This is a genomic window from Mameliella sp. CS4 (assembly GCF_019392335.1).
Classification (GTDB): Bacteria; Pseudomonadota; Alphaproteobacteria; order Rhodobacterales; family Rhodobacteraceae; genus Antarctobacter.
The window spans coordinates 55,613-78,479 of record NZ_JAHXRQ010000009.1 but is presented as its reverse complement, the minus strand read 5'-3'; the positions used below and the strand labels follow the sequence as shown (position 1 = coordinate 78,479).

The following is a 22,867-nucleotide window of genomic DNA, read 5'->3' as shown; positions in this document are numbered from 1 at the left end:
ATGCACGGGCCAGGAAAGGCCCGCTCCGTGAAAGGTCAGGCAAGGTCGTGGCGCCGTTGGCCCCCTTGCGTCCAGCCACCATAGAACAATCCCCGGGGACATTCAAAGCCCCTCTGGAGGCCGGGATACCCGACGGCAAGCCATAAGGATACGTGATCCCACCCGCTCCAAACATTCATTTCAAGAATGAATGGCGAGCACCTATCTGCAAGTCATCGCAAACAGGAGCCCGCCGACATGACAACCTTCGACCAGCACATCCACCAGACCGCCCCCCGGTCGGACAATGCCGAAACTTCGCGCCTGATCGCCATGATCGTCACCCTCGCCGCGCTGGCCTTCATGGGGCTGGCGGCGTTGACCGCCCCTGCCTCGGCCCCGGATCCGCAGGGCTGGCACGGCAATTCCGCCTCGATGCAGCGCCTCGACGGCTGAGCCACCCTCAGGGCAGTTGTACGGGCGTCCGGTCCCCGGCGGCAAAGCGGCGCAAGACCGCCGGGTACAACTGATGTTCCATCGTCAACACCCGCGCCGCCAGCGCCTCGGCGCTGTCGTCCGGAAGGATCGGCACCCGCGCCTGCCCAAGGATCGGACCGTCGTCCAGTTCCGGCGTCACTTCATGCACGGTGCAGCCTGCCTCGCTATCGCCCGCCGCGATGGCGCGGGCATGGGTGTTCAAACCCCGGTACTTTGGCAAGAGCGAAGGGTGGATGTTCAGCATCCGCCCTTCCCAAGGCGTGACGAATCCGGCTGTCAGGACTCGCATGAACCCCGCAAGGCACAGGATGTCCGGCTCATGCGGGGCCAGCGCCTCTTGCAGCGCCTCCTCGAACGCTGTCCGGTCGCCGCCAAAGGGGCGGTGGTCGACGACAGCCGTCGGCACGCCCCGATCCGCCGCTTTCCGCAGCCCGCCTGCATCGGCATTGTTCGACAGCACGAGAACCGGGCGCGCCGGATGGTCGCCGGTCATGCTGTCGACCAGCGTGACCATGTTGGACCCGCCGCCGGAAACGAAGATGGCGACCCGTTTCACCCCAGCGACCCGCTGTAGGACACGCCTGCCCCGGCGGTGACCTGGCCCAGCCGGTGCACCCGCTCGCCGTGTTCGCTCAGCAGCGCGTCGATGGCATGTTCGCTTTCGGGATCGACGACCAGGATCATGCCGATGCCGCAGTTGAAGGTCTTGAGCATTTCGCCCTCTTCGATACCGCCGACACCGCGCATCCACTTGAAGAGGTCGGGAAGGTCCCAGGCGTCCAGACCTATATCGGCGCCCATCCCCTCGGGCAGGACACGCGGCAGGTTCTCGGTCAAGCCGCCGCCGGTGATATGGGCCAGCGCGTGCACACCGCCGACCCCGATGGCCGCCAAGGCCGGCTTGACGTAGAGCCGCGTCGGCGCCAGCAGTGCCTCGCCCAGCGTCACGTCCCCCCAGGGACAGGCATCATCCCAGCCCAGCCCCGACATCTCGACCAGCTTGCGCACCAGGCTGTAGCCGTTCGAATGCACCCCGTCCGAGGCCAGGCCCAAGAGGACATCGCCTTCCTTGACCCCCTCGGGCAGCGCCGCGCCCCGCTCCATCGCACCGACAGCAAAGCCCGCGAGGTCGAAATCGCCTGCCGGATACATACCCGGCATCTCGGCCGTCTCGCCCCCGATCAGCGCGCAGCCGGAGCGCACGCAACCCTCCGCGATGCCTTCGACCACCCGCGCCGCTGTTTCCGTCTCCAGCTTGCCGGTGGCAAAATAGTCTAGGAACAGGAGCGGCTCTGCCCCCTGACAGACAAGGTCGTTGACGCACATGGCAACGAGGTCGATCCCGACGCCGTCCACATGGCCGGTGTCGATGGCAATGCGCAGCTTGGTGCCCACGCCATCGGTGGCCGCCACCAGAACCGGGTCGTCATAGCCCGCCGCCTTGAGGTCGAAAAGCGCGCCGAAACCACCCAGCCCGCTCATCACGCCTGGGCGGGTTGTCCGCTTCGCGGCCGGCTTGATCCGCTCGACCAGGGCGTTGCCCGCGTCGATATCCACACCCGCCTGGGCATAGGTCAGCCCGTTCTTGCCGTCGCTCATTGGGATCTCCTTCGGGCCCGCGCCCCCGTTCGCGCCCGCGATTAGCGCATCCCGCGCGTCCCTGCAACGTGTGCGCTTGACGCGGAAAGCGAAGCTGGTACCAAGAGCGCCACGGTGGGCCTGTAGCTCAATTGGTTAGAGCAGGGCGCTCATAACGCCTTGGTTGCGGGTTCAAGTCCTGCCGGGCCTACCAGAAAACGCTTGATAGACGCGCCGGAAGCGGCGACCCTTGCCTTGACCGGCCTGCCCCTCGGGGACGGCCGGGCCCGGGAAGCCTGAGGGGAGGCGCGGTGGCAATGGCTATATCTGGCGGAAGACGACCTGAAGCTCCGAGCAATATCGTGGTGGTGAAACCGACCAAGCCGGAAGACTTGGCGAGGCAGCTTCACTCTTTCGAGGTCACCCATGAAAGCGTCGTCGCGACGGCCATCATGCGCGTTGACGAAAGCCACGACATTTTGCGGATCTGGTGGGGGGACGAGGCCCAGGGCGAACCGCCGGAGACCATCGACCTTCGCAAGGAACGCCTTTACGCGGGAAATGAAGCTGCGGCGGACGTCCTGCGGCTGCAACACGCCTATGATGCCACCACCAAGCGGCGCATCATCATTGTCCAATCCCAGGATCGGCAAGGCAATGTCTCGTTCGATTCAAAGGTGATCGACCTGGAGCCTGCGTATACATTCACGCTTTATCCAGTCCGGCTGGAATTCAACGAACATCTCGACACGGCGGTCGAACGGGACTCGGAACTCGATGTTTGGATGAAGGTACATCACATTGATCGCTACCTGTTGAGCAAGCGCTGGCCCAATGAAATCGTGCGAACCAACGTGGAAATCGGCCCGTTCTTTCCGATCTTCCATACGCTGGACGGCAGCGCGATCTCCTTTGAGATGAAGCACAGCGATCCCCCGGTGGGCATTCGCTTCTGGCTTCACGAAAAAGACAATTTGGTCAAGGACGTGTTGCAGTCAATCTGGGAGCTGGTCACGGTCGAGTTCGACACGTCGACGCCCGCCATCGAATCCGAAAGCCCGTTCCATCCCAGGAATTACGTCGGGCCGAAAGAGTTCCGCTTGTTGAGATCTCTGCAGGACACCATCGTCACGATCCTCGTATCGACCGACATTTCCCTGATCGTCCCATTGGATCCGCCGCAGAAATTCCTGCTGTCAACGGAATAGCCTTCGGATCCGACACCCGGCGACCGGATGGTTTCTGACAGGGCGTGAACCTGATCCTGCTGGCAGTCCGCCCGCCGTTGGTCTGCGCAGCCAACACCGCATGGGCCAAGGCTCACCGTCCCTTGAACAATCCGCCAAGGACGCCGCGCACGATGCGGCGGCCCGTGGTCCCGGTCAGTTCCTTCATCACCATGTCGCCCATCGCCTGGCCAAAGCTCTTGCTGCGCCGGACCGGGCGCGAGGTCGACCGGCTGACGCGCGCGCCCGAGTATCGCCGGGCGGCACGGTATTCGCGCGCCTCGGCCTCTTCCTCCTCGCGCTCTGCCGTCTCGGCGGCCCTGGCCGCTGTTTCGGCCCGGGCGCGCAGGATCTCATGGGCCGACTCTCGATCGACCGCGCTGTCGTATTTCCCGGCCATCTCCGACGCAGCCAAAAGCGCGCGACGCTCGGTCTTGGTGATCGGGCCCAATTGCGAGGACGGCGGGCGGATCAGCGTGCGCTGCGCAATTCCCGGAGCCCCCTTCGTCTCCAGAAAAGAGGTCACGGCCTCGCCCACGCCTACGGTGCGGATCGCCTCCTCGATGTCGAAATCAGGGTTCTCCCGGTAGGTCTCCGCCGCCAGCCGCAGCGCCCGCTTGTCCCGCGCGGTAAAGGCCCGCAGCGCGTGCTGGACCCGGTTGCCAAGCTGGCCCAGCACATCCTCGGGGATATCATCCGGCGACTGGGTGACAAAGTAGACGCCCACCCCCTTGGACCGGATCAGCCGCGCCACCTGTTCGACCTTGTCCACCAGCGCCTTGGGCGCATCGTCGAACAGCAGGTGCGCCTCGTCGAAGAAAAAGACCAGGCGCGGCTTCTCGGGGTCGCCCACCTCGGGCAGTTCCTCGAACAGTTCTGACAAGAGCCACAGCAGGAAGGTCGCGTAGAGACGTGGCCGCGCCATCAGCTGGTCGGCGGCCAGCACGTTGACCGTGCCGCGCCCGTCAGGGGCCGTCTGCATCAGGTCGGACAGCTCCAGCGCAGGCTCACCGAAGAACCCGGCGCCCCCCTCGTTTTCCAGCACCAGAAGCCGCCGCTGGATCGCCCCGATGGAAGCGATCGAGATATTGCCATAGCGCAGCGACAGGTCCTTGCGGTTCTCCCCCAGCCAGACCAGCATCGACCGCAGGTCATCGAGATCCAGCAGCGCCAACCCTTCCTCGTCGCTGAGGCGGAAGGCTATGTTCAGGATGCCTTCCTGCGCCTCGCTGAGATCCAGCAGGCGCGACAGCATCAGCGGCCCCATCTCTGTCACGGTTGTGCGCACCGGGTGGCCCTGCGCGCCGAAGAGATCCCAGAACCGCACCGGGAAGGCGTCATAGGCGAAATCATCGAAACCGATGGTCGCGCAACGTTCCATGAAAGCGCCGTGCAGCTTGTGCGTCTCGCTGCCCGCAACCGCCAGGCCCGACAGGTCGCCCTTCACGTCCGCAAGGAAGACCGGCACACCGGCGGCGGAAAACCCCTCGGCCAGGATCTGCAGGGTGACGGTCTTGCCCGTGCCCGTGGCCCCCGCAACCAGCCCGTGCCGATTGGCATAGCCCAGGTCCAGGAACTGCTGGACGCCATAGCCTTCGCCCGCGCCCCCCACGAAAACCGCCTTGTTCATACTTTCTCCCCCAGCTCGCACGGCATGAACATACATCCTTAACCAATTGATGCCAGTGTGTTTCTGGTCCGGGACGACATGTCCTCTCCTGTCCCGGACAGACTTCCTCCCTGTCAGACTGGCCGCGCCCTAGGGCGCGGCTTTTTTGTTCCCGGCAAAATGCATCTACTGGCGCGAAAAGAAGGTGGAAATCCCTGTTGACCAAGCGCAAGTCTTCTCGTAGCGTCACGACCAATGACAAAGTCGGCCGGTCCGACAGGGAGTGAAATGGAAAGGGGCCCTCGGGCCCCTTTCCTTTTGATCGCAGCTACGCGGCCTGGGGCATTGCGAAACGGGACTCCTCTGCCCTTTAATCGCGGCATTTCGCGCATTGCCGCGGCGGCACGGAGGATTTCTTCCCTGACAGTCCGCCCGACGCGTGCTAATCGACAAGTCAGGCAAATGACCGGATTTTAGAGGACATCATGAAGAAACCGCTTATCCTATTGTCGTTGATCGCCTCGCTGGGCGCAGGCGCGGGTTATGCCCAATCCGCCGACGGCGGCGATCCGGCGGCCGAGCCGGCCGATCCGGGAATCGAACTCGGGAAGCCCGTTCGCAACGAACCCTACATCAAAGAGGTCTACGACGACTGGACGCTTGAGTGCATCAAGGACCAGTCAGACAACGAAGCCTGCGTGATGGTTCAGATGCTGGAAGATCCGCAGAACAACCAGGACATCGCACAGGTCGAAGTCAAAAGAGTCGAGAACGCCGGGCAGATTGCGGCGCTCGTGACCGTCATCGTTCCCCTCGAAAGCTCGCTGAAACACGGCCTCAGGGTTTCGATCGACGGGCGCGAAGGCAAACAATACCCCTTTGACGTCTGTTCGCGCATCGGCTGTATGTCGCGATATGGTCTCGTCGCGGATGACGTGGAACGCTACAAGGCCGGAAAAATCGCAACGATCACCCTTGTGCCGTTTCTTGCCATGAACCAGCCCATCCCTCTTTCCTTGTCGCTCAAGGGCTTTACGGCAGCCTTGGCAGAGGTCAGCGTCGTCAGTCCCTGACCTGAGGCAAGAGCCGAGGTCATGCGGCGCTCCGGGAACCGGGGCGCCGTTTTCTTTTGGGACGCTCAATGCGCTTTGGCCTCACCTTCGCCAAAGAAACGCGCCCAGATCGGCGCGACCAGCTTGGTCCCGATGGGGATCAGGACGAGACCGGCCAGGAACCCGATCACGAAGTCGATCCCCGCCGTCACCCCCCACTCCAGCAGCGCATCGCCCTGCCCGATGGAATGCGCGATGTCATGCACCGCCTGGTAAGGTACGCCCCATCCCATTTCCTTCAGTGAGTTGGTAAGGATGTGGCCCCCGACCCAGAGCATCGCCGCCGTCCCGATGATCGCCAGCGCCTTCAGCAGCCAGGGCATGAACTTGACGATGCCACGGCCAAAGCCGCGCGTCGCCCCCAGGCGGCCTCGCTGGCTCAGCCAAAGGCCGATGTCGTCCATCTTCACGATGATGGCCACGGCCCCGTAGACGGCAAAGGTGATCAGCACCGCCACCACGGCCAGGGTTGCGGCCTGCATGGCGAAAGTCGGTGCCTCGATGGCCGAGAGCGAGATCACCATGATTTCTGCGGAGAGGATGAAATCGGTCTTGATCGCGCCTTTGACCTTGGCCTCTTCCAGGTGGGTCGGGTCGCCGATGTCATGGCTGCCGTCCGGTCCGCCGGAATGATCGTCATGCGGCATCAGCACATGCACGATCTTTTCAGCCCCCTCGAAACAGAGGTAACAGCCGCCCAGTATCAGCAAGGGCCAGACCAGCCAGGGCGCAAAGGCCGCCATCAACAACGCCGCTGGCATCAGAAAGACCAGCTTGTTGACCAGCGATCCCCGCGCGATGCGCCAGATGATCGGCAATTCGCGGGCCGGTTCGAACCCCTGGACGTATTTCGGCGTCACCGCCGCATCGTCGATGAGGACACCGGCGGTCTTGGACCCGGCTTTCATCGCCGCCGCGCCGATATCGTCGACCGAGGCCGCCGCAACCTTGGCGATCGCCGCCACGTCATCGAGAAGTGCCAGAAGTCCGCTCATACCGCGCCCCCACTCAACCTGTTCATCGCGAACCTAGCCTCTAGGGCGCAAACCGCAAGCGCCAGGCCCCGCCGCCCTGCCCGGCCAACACCAAGCAGCCACCGGCAATGGCCCAGTTCTTGACGAAAATGCTCATCTGCCAAGGATCGTCCGGGATCAGGTGAAAGAAGGAGGTCACCATGCAATACAGCGCCAATGACAGCGCCACAGGGCGCAGTGCGATCCCCAGAATCAGCGCCACAGACGCTGCTAGATTGTAGACCATCGCGCCCCAGACCAGCCAGAACGGCAGCCCCCATCCCACCAGCATCTCGCCCGCCGGGGCCGAATCGGTGGCCTTCTGCACCGCTCCGGCAAGGAAAAGAGCCGCAATCAGCACCCGCCCGACAAGGCTGGCAAGGTTGTTCCATCTCTGCACGGCTGATATCCCCTCTGGCCCCTCCACGTTAACGCAAACGAGATCGGAGGGTTAGCGCCACCACGCGAATCCTTGCCACGTTTATCGCTAACAGATTGTTCCACAACAGTTAATGGACTTTGCAGATGCAGAAGGCCTCCGTATACGGAAGCCAACAGGAATTTTAGGAGGCGAGCATGACCGTCACGATCGGGATCAACGGATTTGGCCGTATTGGCCGCTGCACTCTGGCGCATATCGCGGAATCCGCACGCAACGACGTCCAGGTCGTCAAGATCAACGCCCCCGGGCCGATCGAGACCCATGCCCACCTGCTGCGCTACGACAGCATCCACGGCCGCTTTCCCGGTGACGTGACCGTCAAGGATCAGGCGCTGGACCTGGGCCGCGGCCCGATCGATGTGATGTCCTCCTACGAGATGGGTGACCTCGACTGGAGCGGCTGCGACGTCGTTCTGGAATGCACCGGCAAGTTCAACGACGGCACCAAGGCCAACGCGCACATGGACCGTGGCGCGAAATCGGTCCTGATTTCCGCCCCCGCCAAGAACGTGCAGCGGACGGTTGTCTACGGCGTGAACCACCGCGACCTGGAAAAGGGCGAGACCATGATCTCGAACGGGTCCTGCACCACCAACTGCCTGGCACCGCTGGCCAAGGTGCTGGACGAGGGCATCGGGATCGAAAGCGGCATCATGACCACGATCCACAGCTACACCGGCGACCAGCCGACGCTGGACCGCCGCCACAAGGACCTGTACCGCGCCCGCGCCGCCGCGATGGCGATGATCCCGACCTCGACCGGCGCCGCCAAGGCCCTGGGCGAGGTGCTGCCCAACCTCAAGGGCAAGCTCGACGGGTCTGCCGTGCGCGTGCCGACGCCGAATGTCTCGGCCGTCGACCTGACCTTCTACGCCTCCCGCGACGTGACCGTCGAGGACGTCAACGAGGTGGTGGCAGAGGCCGCGGCGGGCCGCATGGGCGCCGTGCTTTCCTACGATCCCGAGCAGAAAGTCTCGATCGACTTCAACCACACGACGCATTCCTCGGTCTTTGCCCCCGACCAGACCAAGGTGGTGGGCAAGCGCATGGTGCGTGTGCTGGCCTGGTACGACAACGAATGGGGCTTCTCCGCGCGCATGGCCGACGTCGCCGCCGCGATGGGCCGCCTGCTGCACTGAGACCGGGCACCGCTCTCGGCCTGAAAAAAGCCCCCGGAAAGCATCGGCTTTCCGGGGGCTTTTCACGTGCAGGTCATGCAGTTCATCGGCACAGGACCGACAGCCGTTCAGGCAAACAATCCGTCGGTGAATATGGTCGTGTCGATCAGGTCGGTGGCTCCGGTCGGATCGCTGGCGTCCCAGATCGTCTCGTATCCCATATCCTCCAGAGCGGCGATTGACGTATTCGACAGGACATTTCCCGCGTCGATAAAGCCGGTCATGATCTCGTTTTCGAAGGCAAAACCGTCATCGCCGTCTTCGTTCCAATGCCCGCCCGCGGTGCCGGGTCCACCCTCGGTCTCGATAGCCAGCAGGACGGAACTGCTGAACTCGACGTCGAATGTCAGGTTCGCATTGGGTCCGTTGAACGTCTGTGTGCCATCCTCGTTGAAATCGACCAGCCCCATCATCTCCCACATGGTGCCGAAACCGATCACATGCATCATCTCGTGAAAGACGATATCGTTGAACAGACCCTGCATGTCGTAGTTTTCGGCATCAGCGATATCGAATTCCATGATCCCCATCGCGGGCAGATAAGTGGCGCTGCGGATCACGGTCGGTCCCGCCTGGCCCAGAATACCGCCTGCTCCGTCGATATCCGTCAGCGTTGCCTCGATCACGATATCGTCGATGCTGTTGCCTCGGTATCGAACGTCGGTGATGTCGCCCGTGATGAAGTCCGAGATCAGTTCAGCGGCATCGATAAAGGCCTGCTGCAACGCCTCCGTCCATGTTCCGTTGAAATTGATGGTGACGTTGAAACCCGTACCGTCCTGAGACCCGGAGGTATAGCTGCCAAGGAGCGTGCCCCCGGTCCCGCCGTCTCCGCCATCCCCACCGTCTCCGGGCTTGTCCGGCTTTCCGCCGCCACCTCCGCCTCCATTGCCGCCCTTGGCGGCACCAAGGGCGTCAAGGAAGGTCAGGCCATTCATGCCGATCACCGTGTCGGACCGGCCGAAGTCAAAGGTGTCTGAGTCGAGAAAACGCGCCAGAGACGCGGATTGATTGAAGGACATGCGATGTTCCCGTTTGCCAATTCAGTTCCGGGCTCACCGGCGCCCCAACGCACCATACTCGTAAAAGTAGAGTAACCACGGTTTCAACAGGCAGCGAGTCCAAATGTGGAAACCGATTGTTCACGGACCTCCAGGCCACCGCCCGCAATCACCTGTCGTGCAGACCCTTGCCCGCAAGGATACGCTCGCGGTGCTTTTCGATCCGCGCCGTGCGGGTCCTGGATTGTTTCGCATCCGAGAAATGCAGGATATATCCCCGCCGCCGTCCCGGTGTCAGCGCGTCGAAGGCCTCGCGCAGGTCATTGTCCTCTGCCAACAACTCTGACAATTCGTCGGGATAGGCCAGGTCGTCCTTGGCAAAATGCACCTTTGCCCCGCGCTTCTCGACCGCGATGGCGCGCGCGACATAGTCGCGGACCTGGTCGGCCCGCGCGGCAACCTCTTCGGTGGTCTGGAATTGCAGGTACTTGGACGCACGAGAGCGCGGGCCGGCCGGGATCAACGCCCCTTCCGGGTCCTCGATCAGGGCGCCCTTGAAAAAGGCAAGCCGGCAGCCGTCGGAATAGCCGCCAAGGATCGCCACGTTGGACCCGTCATAGACGTAGCAAGCCGCGCCCCATTTCAACGTCTCGCCCAGCTCGGTTCCGGCAAGGACGGCACGGAGCGCGGACAGCACCGCGCCCCAGGTCTCATCGGCGAAAAAGCTGTCGAGATCAGGGGCGCGGTCCATCAAAAGCCTCAGAGGTAGTCGGCGCGGGCCAGTCCGTATTTGGCCATCTTCTCGTTCAACGTCCTGCGCGGCAGGCACAGTTCGTCCATCACCGCCGAGATCGAGCCCTTATGCCGCCGCATGGTGTTGTCGATCAGCATCCGCTCGAACGCCTCGACGTATTCCTTGAGCGGCTTGCCCTCGGTCGTCATGACCGGCTGCATGTCGTCATGGTCGCTCATCAGCAGAGAGGCGATGGTCCCCTGCCCGCGCCGCGACTGCAGCACCGCGCGTTCGGCAAGGTTGATGAGCTGGCGCACGTTGCCCGGCCAGGGCGCCTGCAAGAGCTGCGCGGCCTCCTGCGCCGACACCTTGGGCGCATCGCAGCCGTATTCCTCGGCGTAGCTTTCGCTGAGACGGGTGAACAGCGTCAGGATATCCTCTCCGCGCGACCGCAGCGGCGGTACGGTGATCTTGAGCGCCGCCAGCCGGTAATAGAGATCCGGGCGCAGCGCCTGCTCGCAGGTGCGGCCCTCTTCCTGCAGGTTGGAAATGGCGACAATGCGCGTTTCGGGCGGCGTCCCCTCGTCGTTGATCGCGTTCAGCAGGCGCGCCTGCGCCGAGTCCGACAGGACCTCGATGTCTTCAAGCACCAGAGTGCCGCCGCGCGCTTCTTCCATCGCCGGCAGGCGCGTGTCCTCTGGCAGCATCGGGCCGAACAGGCGTCGGGTCAGGGCGTCCTCGTCCATCGCGGCACAGCGTACCAGCGTGAATTTCTTGCCCGCGCGGGCGCCCACGGCATGCAGTGCATGGGCCACCAGCGTCTTGCCGGTGCCGGTCTCGCCCTCGATCAGGACGTGGCCGTCCGCCTGCCCCAGGTCCAGGATGTCCTCGCGCAGGCGTTCCATCGCGGGGCTGGCGCCGATCAGCTTTGACATGATCTGGCTGCCGTCCGCCAGTTCGCGCCGCAGTGCACGCGTGTCCAGCGTCAGGCGCCGCGCGTTGGTGGCCTTTTTCGCCAGTTCCGACATGCGGTCCGGGTTGAACGGCTTTTCCAGGAAATCAAAGGCGCCGATGCGCATCGCCTCGACCGCCATCGGCACGTCGCCGTGGCCGGTGATCATGATCACCGGCAGCGCGCTGTCCGTGCCCATGAGCTTCTTGAGAAACTGGATCCCGTCCATGCCCGGCATCTTGATGTCGGAAATCACGATGCCCGGGAAATCCGCGTTCAGCCGCCCCAGCGCCTCTTCGGCGCTGGAAAAGGTTTCCGTGTCGTAACCGGACAGGGCCAGCCATTGGCTGATCGACTGGCGCATGTCCTGTTCGTCATCCACGATGGCGATTTTCATTGCATTGGCCATTGGCAGTTTACTCCGCTGCTTCTGTGGATTCGTTCAAGACGGGCAGTTGCATCTCGAAGACGGCGCCGCCGTCCTCTCCGTTGCGGGCGGTCAGGCGACCGCCCAGTTCGGACACGATACCCGAGGAAATCGCCAGACCGAGGCCCACGCCATCGCCCGGCTGTTTGGTAGTGTAGAAGGGTTCGAAGAGCGCATCTAGGTCCTCGATCCCGGTTCCGTTGTCGCGCACGGTCAGTGTCGCGGTTTCGCCCGCAGCGAGGATGATGTCCACCTGAGGGTCATCAACGGACTTGGTGGCGTCAAGCGCATTGCGCAAGAGGTTGACCAGAACCTGCTCGATCCGCATCCGGTCGCCCATGACCCGCACGGGCGCCTCCGGCAGGATCTTGGTGATCTTCACGCGGCGCGATTTCAGCTGCGGTTCCATCATCGCCAGCGACGAGGCCAGCGCTTCTCCCATGTCGACGGGGCTGAGCTGTTCCTGCCCCTTGCGGGCAAAGCTTTTCAGCTGGCGGGTGATGGCGCCCATGCGCTCGATCAGGTCGTCGATGCGGTGAAAGGCGCTCAGCGCCTCGTCGGGGCGGTTGCGCCTGAGCAGGAGGCGCGCGCCGGCCAGATAGGTCTTCATCGCGGCAAGAGGCTGGTTCAATTCGTGGCTGACGGCCGCGGACATTTCGCCCAGGGCGGCCAGCTTCGAGGATTGCGCCAGCGATTGTTCCGCCACGGCCAGGTTCTTTTGAACCCGTTCACGCTCGGCGATTTCACGGCTGAGGCGGGCGTTCAGCGCGCGCAGTTCCGTGGCATCGCGCTGGAACAGCGCCATCCGGATCGCCGTCTTGCGCGAGAGCGCGTAAAAGACCAGCGCCGCCAACAGGGCAAAACCCATGATCTCGAGGGCCAGCACAGCGTTCACACGCTCTCGTACGCTGGCATAGGTGGTGAAGGTGACCAGCGTCCAGCCGCGGAACGGAATACGCCCGTCGATCCGCATCACCGCCTCGCCGCGCAGGTAGGCATCGGCCTGCTGCGCGGTCCAGTCGGCGGTGGCGCGGATGGCGCGTTCGATCGCACCGTCGGCGGGCTGGCGTTGCAAGGCATCCGTGGGCGTCAGCCCGCGCCAGCGCGGTTCAGTCGCCAGGATGATGAGCCCCTCGGAGTTCGTCACCATGACCGCGTCCGTGATTCCGGCCCAGGCGCGTTCGAACTTGGCCAGGTCGACCTCGACCATGATCACGCCGACCGTCTCACCGCCGCTTTCCATGCGGCGGGCATAGGTAAAGCTGAAGTTTCCCGTCTCTTGCGGCAGCGCGGTAAAGACCGTGGTGTTCGAACGCAGCGCATCCACGAAATAGGCCTCTTCGCGGTGCGACTCGGCCAGGCGGTTGCGGTCTGTCGCGGCCACGGTACGCCCGTCCCGGTCCAGCAGCATCAGCGAGGCGGCGCCGATTTCGTCCACGAAGGAAATCAACCGCTGCGAGCTTTGCCGGTAGTCCTGCGCGTTCAGCGCGGCGATCAGCGCCGGGTCACGCGCCAGGAGTTGCGGCACGATGGCATTTCGGCGCAGTTCGGAAATCAGGTTGCCGGAATAGAGCGCAAGGCGCAGTTCGGCCCGGTTACGCACGGAGTCGGTAAAGCGGTCGGTCAACAGCCAGTTCGTGACCCAGACCGTACCAACAGCCGCCAGCAACAGCAGGACAAGCGCTATGCGCGCACGGCCCGAGAACGGGCCGGCACGACGCAGTCCGGTTCTGGTGCCATCCGATGCCATGCCGCCCAGAATAGGCTGCGCGGGCCGCACCCTCAAGTCAGGCGGCTGTCAGGGCCTCTGCCAGATGGGCGAAAAGGCGCGCACCATCCTCGTTGCCATGCGCCGCTTCGCTTGCGCGCTCGGGGTGCGGCATCATGCCCAGCACCCGCCGGTTGGCCGACAGGACACCCGCGATGTCACGGGCCGACCCGTTCGGGTTGTCGGTATAGCGGAAGGCCACGCGGTCCTCCTGCTCCAGCATGTCCAGCGTCGCCTCGTCGGCGAAATAATTGCCGTCATGGTGCGCGATGGGCAGGGCGAACTCGGTGTCGCGGCCATAGCCCTGAGTATAGACACTGGCGCCTTCGGCGCGCAGCCCGATGGTGCGGCAGATGTATTTCAAACCCGCGTTGCGCAAGAGCGCGCCGGGCAGCAACCCGGTCTCGGTCAGCACCTGAAAGCCGTTGCAGATCCCCAGGACATAGCCGCCGCGGTCCGCATGCGCCTTGACCGCACCCACGATGGGCGCATTGGCGGCGATGGCCCCACAGCGCAGGTAATCACCAAAGGAGAACCCGCCGGGAATGCCGACCAGGTCAATGCCCGCGGGCAAATCCGTGTCCTTGTGCCAGACCATCTGCACCTGCAGACCCGCCTTTTCGAAGGCAACGGCAAGATCACGGTCGCAGTTGGACCCGGGGAAGACGATGACGGCAGCTTTCATCAGCACGCTCCTTGTCAGGCGGTGAGTGTCAGGCGGTGAAATCGGTGACGACGGCCACGCCCGGCGGCGTCGGCCCGTTGAAGGCGGCGAGTTCGTCCGAGACCTGGCCAAGGCCGATCTCTCGTCCGATCATCGGCGCCATGTCGACGGCCCCGGACTGGATCAGGCTGAACAGCTGTTCGTAGCGCCAGGGCGGCATCCCGCGCGAGCCGTAGACGGCGAGGTTCTTCATGAAGATGCCGTTCATGTCGATCTCCATCGTCGCGGTATGGCCGATGGGCATTCCGACCTGAACGTGGCGGCCCAGCGGGCGCAGGCACTTGATGGAGGCATTGGCCGTGGCCGCGATGCCCACCGCCTCGATCGAGACATGAGCGCCGCCGCCGGTCAGGTCCTTGATGGCACGATGCGCCTTGCCGTCCGAGGCATCGACCACCGCGTCAGCACCATGTGCCAGCGCATGGTCCAGTTTTTCGCGCACCACGTCCACGGCGATCACCCGCGCGCCCATCGCCTTGCCGATCAAGAGAGCGGCAAGGCCGATCCCGCCGGTGCCATGTACCGCCAGCCATTCGCCCGGCTGCAGCGCGGCCCGGTCGGTCAGCGCATGCCAGGAAGTCATCACCCGGCAACCCAGCCCCGCGGCGGTGCGCGGCGTCATGAAATCGGGCAGGCGCGACAGGTTGAAATCGCGCGGCACGGCGACGTATTCCGCAAAGGCCCCGTCCGAACCGATGCCCGGATAGACCATGTCGTTGCAGGTGTGTTGTGCCCCGGCGCGGCAGTCGTTGCAGGTGCCGCAGCCCAGAAGGAAGGGCGCGACCAGAACGTCCCCGACAGAGAATTGCGCGCGCGCGCCAGCCTCGACAACCTCGCCGCAGAATTCATGACCGCCGATAGCGCCCGGTTTCACCCTGGGGTGTTCCCCCATCCAGCCGTGCCAGTCAGAGCGGCAGACCCCGCAGGCCTGCACCTTGAGCACCACACCGTCATCGGGACAGGCGGGATCGGGGCGGGTCTCGATGCTCAGCGGCGCCTGGTACTCGCTCAGGACAGCCGCGCGCATCACAGGACCTCGATGCGGTAGCTTTCGATCACCGTGTTCGCGAGCAGCTTTTCGCACATCTCGGCCACGGTGGACTCGGGCGTTCCATCGGCCAGGTCCATCTCGATCACCTTGCCCTGGCGCACCGATCCGACCCCGTCAAAGCCCAAGGCGCCAAGCGCATGGCGCACCGCCTCGCCCTGCGGATCCAGAACCCCGTCCTTGAGCATCACATGCACGCGCACTTTCATGATCATCCCCTTGCTTGTCTTGCTGGGCAGGAACCGCATCACGCGCGGGAATGCAAGGGTAAAGGCGTCTCAGGCCCGGATGCGCCGCACCGGCAGGCACCGCCCCAGTTGGGTTTGGCCGGCGGTGCGCCGTCCTGATACCCCCGGCAGCCATCGAAGGCGCAAAGTCCGAAGTAGAATTCGACAAAGCCCCGATTGTCGCTATTTGCGCGCCCAAGTCCCGGAAACGACCCAGGCCCGGAGTTCATCCGGGAAAATGACCGGCCTTGGGCTGATGGTCCTGACCTCGGTGTGATAGCGCCCTGCTGCCCAGTCGATCACGCCCTAGGTCGGGTCGTGCTTGCCGCTCAGACCTGGGGCGTCTCGCCAGAGCCCGTAGGAATCACGGGCCGATCAAAGCGCGTCTGCCGCAAGTCAACAGGCGAACCTGCAGACGCTCTCGCTGCGGCGGGCGTCAGCGCAGGCCTCGACCGAGGCCGGCGAAACTTCGCTCTCGAAATTCTGCGCCAATGCCGGACTCGCAAGAAGAGCCACAAACGGCAGGGCAAGGGATCGGCAAAGCGAGGTCATGGGACTGCCCCTTGCAACAGAGCCAGCCCCCCAAAAAAAGAAAAAACCGCGCGGAGATGTCTCTCCGCGCGGTCTGGCTTTGTCAGGCGCTGAACCTGGGTCCGGCGCTTATTCCTTGTTGCCGCGGCGGATGACGTTGCCGGCGTCCGCCTCGATCCGGAAGGCACCGGCGGTGTTCCCGGTCAGATCGTTGTTCTCGTAGGTGCCGCCACCGCCTTCGCGGACACGGATCGCCTCGTAGACGTTGCCGAAGATCTTGTTGCCACGCACCAGCGGGGTCGACTTGCCCTTGACGGACACACCGTAGAAGCTGTTGCGGAAGATCTCGTTGTTCTCGATCACGCCACGGCCACCGTCATGGATGTAGATCGCGGACTGCTGACCATCGCGCAGGATGTTGTCATAGACCGAGGGGTTGGCGTTGGTCTTGATCTCGATCCCGGCATAGGCGTTGCCGTAGATCTCGTTGCCGGTGATCCGGGCGATGGCCCCTTCGGACGCCATGATGCCGCCCTGTTGACCGTCGCGGATGGTGTTGCCCGAGATCAGCGGATCGTCCGCGGCCTTCACCTCGATCCCCGACAGCGAGTTGTTGAAGATCGTGTTGCCTTCGAACCGGCCCTTGCCACCTTCGTTGATGAAGATGCCCGAACCGCCGCCATCGCGGAAGGTGTTGCCCTTGACGATCGGGTCGGCGCCCTCTTTCAGCTCCAGGCCTGCCAGCGAGTTGCCGAAGATCGTGTTGCCCTCGATCGTCGCCTTGCCTGCCTCGAACATGAAGATACCGCCCTGGGCACCGTCGTGGATGGTGTTGCGACGGACGGTGGCATCCTTGTTGTCACGGATCGCCAGAACCGCCAGGCCCTTCGAGGTCATGTCGTTGTCCTCGATGATGACCGAACCCGCCGCGACGTGGAAGTTGAAGAACTTGCCGCCGTTCTGGTGGATCGAGATGCGCGCCACGCGGCCCGACTCTGCGGTCCAGCGGATCGCATTGTCATCGGCCACCCGCAGGACGATGTCCTTGACCGGGCCGACCCCGACGATTTCCAGCGGCTTCGACACGTCGATGCCCTGGGTGTAGACGCCGGGATAGACCTCGATACGGGCATTCGGCTCTGCCGCGCGGACAGCATCCGCCAGGCTGGTGTAGTCACCGCCACCCGAGGCCTTGACCGTCACGACGTTGGTGCTGACCGGGTCCGGAGTCCGGGTCACCTTGCCCGGGCCTTCGATGTTGCCGATCCGGATGACCTTGCCGGCATCGGGTTCGATGCGGAAGGTGCCGGCGGTGTTGCCCGACAGGTCGTTGCGCTCATAGGTGCCGCCGCCGCCTTCGCGGATGCGGATCGCCTCGTAGATGTTGCCATAGATCTTGTTGTCACGGACCGTCGGGTTCGAGTCGCCCTTGACCGAGACACCGTAGAAGCCGTTGCGGAAGATCTCGTTGTTCTCGATCACGCCGCGGCCGCCATCGTGGACATAGATACCCGACTGCTGACCGTCGCGCACCTTGTTGTTGTAGACCTGCGGGTTGGCATCGGTCTTGATCTCGATCCCGGCATAGGCGTTGCCGTAGATCTCGTTGCCGGTGATGCGCGCCACGGCGCCGTCAGAGGCCATGATGCCGCCCTGTTGACCGTCGCGGATGGTGTTGCCCGAGATCATCGGGTTGTCCGCGGCCTTCACCTCGATCCCCGACAGCGAGTTGTTGAAGATCGTGTTGCCTTCGAACCGGCCCTTGCCACCTTCGTTGATGAAGATGCCCGAACCGCCGCCATCGCGGAAGGTGTTGCCCTTGACGACCGGGTCGGCGCCCTCTTTCAGTTCCAGGCCTGCCAGCGAGTTGCCGAAGATCGTGTTGCCTTCCAGCGTCGCGCGGCCCGCCTCGAACATGAAGATACCGCCCTGGGCACCGTCGCGGATGGTGTTGTTGCGGATAGTGGCGCCATCATTGGCACGGATCGCAAGAACGGCCAGACCCTTGGAGGTCATGTCGTTGTTCTCGATGATGACCGAACCGGCCGCCACGTGGAAGTTGAAGAACTTGCCGCCGTCCTGGTGGATCGAGATGTTCGAGACCAGGCCGGATTCCGCGGTCCAGCGGATCGCGTTGTCGTCGGCCACCTTCAGGACGATATCACGCTTGTTGCCGACACCGACGATTTCCAGCGGCTTCGACACGTCGATGCCACGGGTATAGGTGCCCGGGTAGACCTCGATGCGCGTGCCCGGCTCTGCCGCCGCAACGGCTGCGGCCAGGTCGGAATAGTTGCCGCCCGAGGGTTTCACCGTCAGGACCGGCCCACCGTGCTCAACCGGCTTCTTGGTGGTGTCCACCGTCCGGTCGGGGATCGAGCATTCACGCTCGATGATGCGCTGCGCCATCGGGGCAAAGGTGTGGTCGCCGCATTCCGAGGCATAGACCTCGTAGCCGGCACAACCCAGGATCTTGGCCTCGGCCCACATGGCCGAGCAGGCCTGCGCATGCGCACGGTTCGGATCGACGACGACCTTCTTGTCTTTGTCCGGATCGGGGTCGATAGTCCGGTCCGCCGTCGCCTTGAGCACGCGGCTTTGCGGCAGGATGCGGGTCATCGGGATCGCCATGTTGAAGCCGGTGCGGCTGTCGCCCGCGTGGTGCAGGCCGATCACGGCATGGTCGCTGAGACGAATGACAGGCGAGCCGGAGTTGCCACCCAGCGTGTCACAGCTGTGCATCAACTTGCCTTCAGCCGAGATTGCGGGAATCGCGGCGGCACAGCCTTCGCGGCTGATATGCTGGGCCTGGCCCTGCGGGTGACCGATGATCCAGAGGAATTCGCTGTCCTGCGGATCTTCATTGGCAAGCTTCAGCATGCCATATTTGGTCGAGGGGTTCCCGAAAACGCGCAGCACCGTGTAGTCCAGCTCGCGGCTGGTTTCGATGATCTGCGGGCTGACGGTATAGCGGTCGACGCCTTCCGAGCTGCCGGGCTTGATAAAGCCCGCCACGAACTGCGCGGCCTGAACGCCACTGTCCTTGCCGGTCGGATCGCCGTCCATGCCGGGAATGCAGTGGTGGTTGGTTAGGATGTGCTGATCGTCGACGATGAAGGCGGTACAAAAACCCGTCTTGCCGTTCTTGAACAGCATGTCCAGGCGCCCGATCGGGCGGCCCAGCTTGATGATCGGGCTGTTCTCACCGTATTTGATGATCGGCTCGTTCTGGTAGTCGCCGAAGGCCTGTTCGAAGACCAGACCGTCACCGCCCGCCGATTGGCGTGGCTGGATGACGATCTTGCCAAAGTCGGAGGGATCGAATTCGGCAGGAGCCTGTTGCGCACTGGCCGGGCCGAATGCGACCGCCGCCCCTGCACAAAGTGCGAGTGCTGACATGAGTTGACGCATGATAATGTCCCCGTTGGAAAGAATACTGTTTGAAACTACTTTGCCTGCTGCCCTGCCGCCAAGTAAAGAATTCCTTGCCTCCAAGCACCCTAATTTGATTGCGCCCTTGCGGCATCGCGCGACGCACGCCAGCGTATGGTGATCAGGCGGACCTGCCACAAGGTCTTGTCCGGCTTCTTTGCCTCCTGCGCGTTGCCGGAAATGCGCCGTATGTTGGCTTCCCACGCCCGGCGCGCGCCGCGAGTGCGTCGTCACCGCGACGATGCGAACCGCCATTTCCTCGATCTTTAGGATATCGTCGAGGTATTCGCTGGCCATTCTCGCGGCCACATTGGCACTCCGCAAAAGCTCCGGCACCCGGGCCAGTAGCTCTTGCCGGTCGGCCCCGATCGCCAAGACCGGGCCGCCCGAGCGTCCGGCAAACCAATGGTGCTTGGTCAGCAGATGATGCTGATCCACGACCAAGGCGTTGCGACAGCCGGTCAGGCTATCCTTGAACGGAACATCGGGACGGCCCAGGCGCCGCCGTGGCTGCTGACCGTGTCTTCTTGTGGTCGCCGACGGCCTGTTTGCGCAAGCCACCCGTGCCGGTGGACTGGCGCCGGGTGGCTACGATCCGTCCGATCCGCTCGGGGTCAAACTGAACCGGTTGCGCCCTCGCGGGCATGCAGAACATCGGCACAGGGTTGGTGCGGATGGATTGACGGCAATGGGCCGGACCGCTGATGCGGTCCAGCCTCAATAGGCGGTCAGCGCGCTGCCGCCTGCAAAAGCCGTTCCAGCGCGCCGCGCGTGGTGGGGCCAAAAGCGCCGTCGACCTGACCGGCGCCCAGGTATCCACGCCGCACAAGGTCGCGCTGGATTTCACGCGTGGTGGCATTGGGCAGCTTGTGCAACTGGCTGATCGGGTGCCCATAGCCATCGGCGATGGACTCGACCAGGTATTCCGCCGCCTTGGCGGGATCGGTGCGCACCGCGCGGCCCAGGCTGTAGTAGACCCCAAGTGAGAACTTGCCCTGCGGCAGGCCCGCTGCCGCCGTCTCGCGGTAGATCGCCAGCGCCCGGTCATAGTCCTTCCGCACGCCAAGGCCGCTGTTGTAGGCCACACCCAGAGAGTAGCGCGCGGGCGTAAACCCGGACATGCGGCGGTTCTGCAGGATCGGAATTGCCTCGCCATAGCGTTTCTTGGTGATCATTGCCCGGGCATAGCCATAGTGCACCGCAGGGTCGTCGCTGACCTTGCGCGCGGCGCTGCAGGCCAGCTCGGCCGCATTGGCGTCGAAATCGTCCCGTGACACGCCAGCAATCCCTTCGACCGCGAACATCGGCATCGAAACCTCAAGGCAACGGACCACGATCGGCGGGCGAGCTGCGGCGCTTTCGGCTTTCGCACGAAGCGCGGCGACGCGCGTCGCGATCTCGGATTGCTGTGTTCGGCCATAGGAAATCCGGTCAGAGATCAGGTCCACCCAGGACAGGGCCCCCTCGACGCTGGCCTCGATCTCCAGCACGGCGATGTTCACTTCGCTCTGGGTGCCCGCGCGGCGCAGGTCCGCGAGGCTGGCGTCAATCCGTTCCTGGAAATCTGCTATTCCGTTGGCACGAGCCTTGACGCGCAGGGCATCGCCTCTGAGACCGCGCGCCAGCGCGTCCCAAAGCCGTGTGGCCTCGGCTGCGGCTTCTCCGCTTTCAGAGCGGGTTGCATCGGCCAGCCGACGGATCTCCAGCAACAGCTCTTCGTGGGCCTCGCGCAGGGCCTGCGCCTCTTCAGCGGCGCTGATGACCTTGGCCCGCGCTTCCACGCCGGTTCGGGTCGCCCGGTCGATAGCGCGCCGCAGGCTCGCGGATCGCTGATCATTGACCGCATCCTTCAGCATCGCCACGGCGCGCAACTCACCGTCCTTGAACAGGGTTTCGGCCTCGCTCTTGCGGGACGAGACAAAGGCCAGCCGCTCGCGGCTGGACTCTGCCAGCGTGGACATGCGTTTCAGGGCGGATTCGATCTCGGCCTCGGTGGTGGCGCCTCTCAATACCTCCAGCTCCCGGTCGATCGCGCTGAGCAGCGTCGGCATCGCGCGGGCGCGCTCTTGCGCCTCGGTGAGCGGGGTCCGCAACCGCTGCGTGATCCGATCCCAAAGCGCCGAAACCTCGGTGCTGCCCGGATCGAAAGAGGATTCGGCATCTCCGGCCCGGGCGCGGGCCCGGTTGACCGTGCCTTCAAGGCTGAGCACTGCACGCTCGGCGGCGCTGACCTCGCGCGAGATCTCGGCCCGCTGCAGTTCGGCGGTGCGCAAGGCTTCGTCGATGCGGGCCGTCAACTCCTCGGCCTTGGGTGTGTCGACCGGGTCAGGGTCCGTGCCATTGGCCACCTTGCAGGACCGGTCCGCCAATCCCTCCGCCAGAGGCGCAAGCGGGTGTTCCGCGCATTGGGCCAGGAAGGTCTTGTAGCCGAGGCAGCCATGCTGTTCCGCCGCGGTCCAGAGCACCTCACAGGCGCCCTGCCCCTTGGGCGGCTCCGGCGGACGTGCCGGAGCGGCCGCCTTGAGGATCGTGCTTTCCTTGAGAATGCGGGTCATCGGGATGCCGAAGTTGAACCCGGTGCGATTGTCGCCCGCATGGTGCAGCGCCACCACCTGGCGGTCGGAGATCCGGAACACCGGTGAACCAGAGTTGCCCCCCAGCGTGTCGCAGGTATGCACCACCTTGCCCTCGGTCGAGACCGGCGGATCGCCTGCGGCACAGCCTTCACGGCTGATATGCTGGGCCTGCCCCTGTGGGTGACCGATGATCCAGAGGAATTCCGACGGCTCGGGATTGGCATCGGCCAGTTCGACCTTGCCATAGCGCGCCGACGGGTCGCCGAAGACGCGCAGAACCGAATAGTCCAGCGCCTCGCTGGTCTCCAGCGGCTCCAGCGCCACCTGGAATTTCTCGGCCTTGTCAGGATGGGCCGCATCGACATACCCCGCCACGAACTGCGCCGCCTGAACACCCACGTCGCCAATGCCCGGGATGCAGTGGTTGTTGGTGACAAGGTGCTGGGTGTCCACGATGAAGGCGGTACAATAGCCGGTCTTGCCGTTCTTGTAGAGCACGTCGAGCCGCCCCACCGGACGGCCCAGCCGGCGCGCGATGCTCTTTTCGCCATAAGAGATGACGGGTTCGTTCTGGTAATCGCCAAAGGCCTGCTCCAGCACGAAACCCGTGCCCGCGGACTGGCGTTTTGCTACGACGATCTTGCCGAAATCGGATGGGTCGAACTCCACCGGCTGCGCCGCAAGGGGGGCGGCCAGAAGAACGGACAGAAATAGGCTCGGGACGGAAGGACGCATTGCGGGGCCTCGTCGAAAAAGGAATGCGCTCAGGTTACGCCCCGTCACCCCATTCCGCCAAGTCCGGAATCTCTGGCC

Annotated in this window: 18 protein-coding genes and 1 tRNA gene; 5 read left to right on the top strand and 14 right to left on the bottom strand. The window is 64.1% G+C overall.

All coding sequences use genetic code 11. The annotated features are described in order from the left end of the window. Positions 1–237: 237 nt before the first annotated feature. Positions 238–435, top strand: coding sequence for a hypothetical protein (locus KZZ07_RS12765; RefSeq protein ID WP_219514599.1), 198 nt, complete (start codon positions 238–240; stop codon positions 433–435). 7 nt (positions 436–442) lie between these two features. Here the strand turns inward: KZZ07_RS12765 and purN are convergent, their stop codons facing one another. Together purN and purM are read right to left on the bottom strand one after the other, a co-directional pair. After that, positions 443–1,033, bottom strand: a complete 591-nt coding sequence (gene purN / locus KZZ07_RS12760) for a phosphoribosylglycinamide formyltransferase (protein WP_219514596.1) — start codon at positions 1,031–1,033, stop codon at positions 443–445. Beyond that, entirely contained in the window at positions 1,030–2,076 is a 1,047-nt protein-coding gene (purM, locus tag KZZ07_RS12755; protein WP_219514594.1) for a phosphoribosylformylglycinamidine cyclo-ligase, read from the bottom strand. The genes purN and purM overlap by 4 nt, the downstream gene beginning before the upstream one ends. 116 nt (positions 2,077–2,192) lie before the next feature. Between purM and KZZ07_RS12750 the strand changes: the two genes are divergently transcribed. Further along, positions 2,193–2,269: transfer RNA gene (locus KZZ07_RS12750), tRNA-Ile, on the top strand. Positions 2,270–2,417: 148 nt separating this feature from the next. Further along, positions 2,418–3,263 carry a hypothetical protein gene (locus tag KZZ07_RS12745; RefSeq protein ID WP_219514592.1) on the top strand — a complete coding sequence of 282 codons (846 nt, stop codon included), beginning with the start codon at positions 2,418–2,420 and terminating at the stop codon, positions 3,261–3,263. 112 nt (positions 3,264–3,375) lie between these two features. Here KZZ07_RS12745 and KZZ07_RS12740 read toward each other — a convergent pair whose 3' ends face one another. Continuing rightward, a complete protein-coding gene (locus tag KZZ07_RS12740) occupies positions 3,376–4,911 on the bottom strand; it encodes a helicase HerA-like domain-containing protein (protein WP_219514591.1) in 1,536 nt (511 codons plus the stop codon). Between the two features lie 485 nt (positions 4,912–5,396). Here KZZ07_RS12740 and KZZ07_RS12735 point away from each other — a divergent pair, with 485 nt between their 5' ends. Then, the gene (locus KZZ07_RS12735; protein ID WP_219514590.1) at positions 5,397–5,963 is read left to right on the top strand and encodes an invasion associated locus B family protein; all 567 of its coding nucleotides are present in this window, start codon (positions 5,397–5,399) and stop codon (positions 5,961–5,963) included. Positions 5,964–6,028: 65 nt separating this feature from the next. Here KZZ07_RS12735 and KZZ07_RS12730 read toward each other — a convergent pair whose 3' ends face one another. Continuing rightward, complete coding sequence (locus tag KZZ07_RS12730) at positions 6,029–6,997, bottom strand: DUF808 domain-containing protein (RefSeq protein WP_219514589.1); 969 nt, start codon at positions 6,995–6,997, stop codon at positions 6,029–6,031. Between the two features lie 40 nt (positions 6,998–7,037). Further along, the gene (locus KZZ07_RS12725) at positions 7,038–7,415 is read right to left on the bottom strand and encodes a DoxX family protein (protein WP_219514588.1); all 378 of its coding nucleotides are present in this window, start codon (positions 7,413–7,415) and stop codon (positions 7,038–7,040) included. A gap of 176 nt (positions 7,416–7,591) precedes the next feature. Here KZZ07_RS12725 and gap point away from each other — a divergent pair, with 176 nt between their 5' ends. Next, positions 7,592–8,596, top strand: a complete 1,005-nt coding sequence (gap, locus tag KZZ07_RS12720; protein WP_219514587.1) for a type I glyceraldehyde-3-phosphate dehydrogenase — start codon at positions 7,592–7,594, stop codon at positions 8,594–8,596. A 107-nt stretch (positions 8,597–8,703) separates the two neighbouring features. On the opposite strand, the gene KZZ07_RS12715 is transcribed toward gap, so the two are convergent. From KZZ07_RS12715 to KZZ07_RS12675, 9 genes are all read right to left on the bottom strand, one after another. Continuing rightward, complete coding sequence (locus tag KZZ07_RS12715; RefSeq protein ID WP_219514586.1) at positions 8,704–9,657, bottom strand: leishmanolysin-related zinc metalloendopeptidase; 954 nt, start codon at positions 9,655–9,657, stop codon at positions 8,704–8,706. A gap of 148 nt (positions 9,658–9,805) precedes the next feature. Next, positions 9,806–10,387 (bottom strand): YdeI/OmpD-associated family protein, encoded by a 582-nt coding sequence (locus KZZ07_RS12710; RefSeq protein WP_219514585.1) that lies wholly within the window; start codon positions 10,385–10,387, stop codon positions 9,806–9,808. Between the two features lie 8 nt (positions 10,388–10,395). Further along, positions 10,396–11,730 (bottom strand): sigma-54-dependent transcriptional regulator, encoded by a 1,335-nt coding sequence (locus KZZ07_RS12705; RefSeq protein ID WP_219514583.1) that lies wholly within the window; start codon positions 11,728–11,730, stop codon positions 10,396–10,398. Between the two features lie 7 nt (positions 11,731–11,737). Beyond that, entirely contained in the window at positions 11,738–13,498 is a 1,761-nt protein-coding gene (locus KZZ07_RS12700) for a sensor histidine kinase (protein ID WP_219514582.1), read from the bottom strand. A gap of 37 nt (positions 13,499–13,535) precedes the next feature. Further along, complete coding sequence (gene purQ / locus KZZ07_RS12695) at positions 13,536–14,201, bottom strand: phosphoribosylformylglycinamidine synthase subunit PurQ (protein WP_219514581.1); 666 nt, start codon at positions 14,199–14,201, stop codon at positions 13,536–13,538. A gap of 28 nt (positions 14,202–14,229) precedes the next feature. Then, entirely contained in the window at positions 14,230–15,267 is a 1,038-nt protein-coding gene (locus KZZ07_RS12690; RefSeq protein WP_219514580.1) for a zinc-binding dehydrogenase, read from the bottom strand. Next, positions 15,267–15,497 (bottom strand): phosphoribosylformylglycinamidine synthase subunit PurS, encoded by a 231-nt coding sequence (gene purS, locus KZZ07_RS12685; RefSeq protein WP_219514579.1) that lies wholly within the window; start codon positions 15,495–15,497, stop codon positions 15,267–15,269. The genes KZZ07_RS12690 and purS overlap by 1 nt, the downstream gene beginning before the upstream one ends. A gap of 678 nt (positions 15,498–16,175) precedes the next feature. Further along, positions 16,176–19,457 carry a right-handed parallel beta-helix repeat-containing protein gene (locus KZZ07_RS12680; RefSeq protein WP_219514578.1) on the bottom strand — a complete coding sequence of 1,094 codons (3,282 nt, stop codon included), beginning with the start codon at positions 19,455–19,457 and terminating at the stop codon, positions 16,176–16,178. Positions 19,458–20,206: 749 nt separating this feature from the next. Then, positions 20,207–22,789: a trypsin-like peptidase domain-containing protein gene (locus tag KZZ07_RS12675; protein ID WP_219514577.1), complete on the bottom strand. Its 2,583-nt coding sequence runs from the start codon at positions 22,787–22,789 to the stop codon at positions 20,207–20,209. Positions 22,790–22,867: the final 78 nt, after the last annotated feature.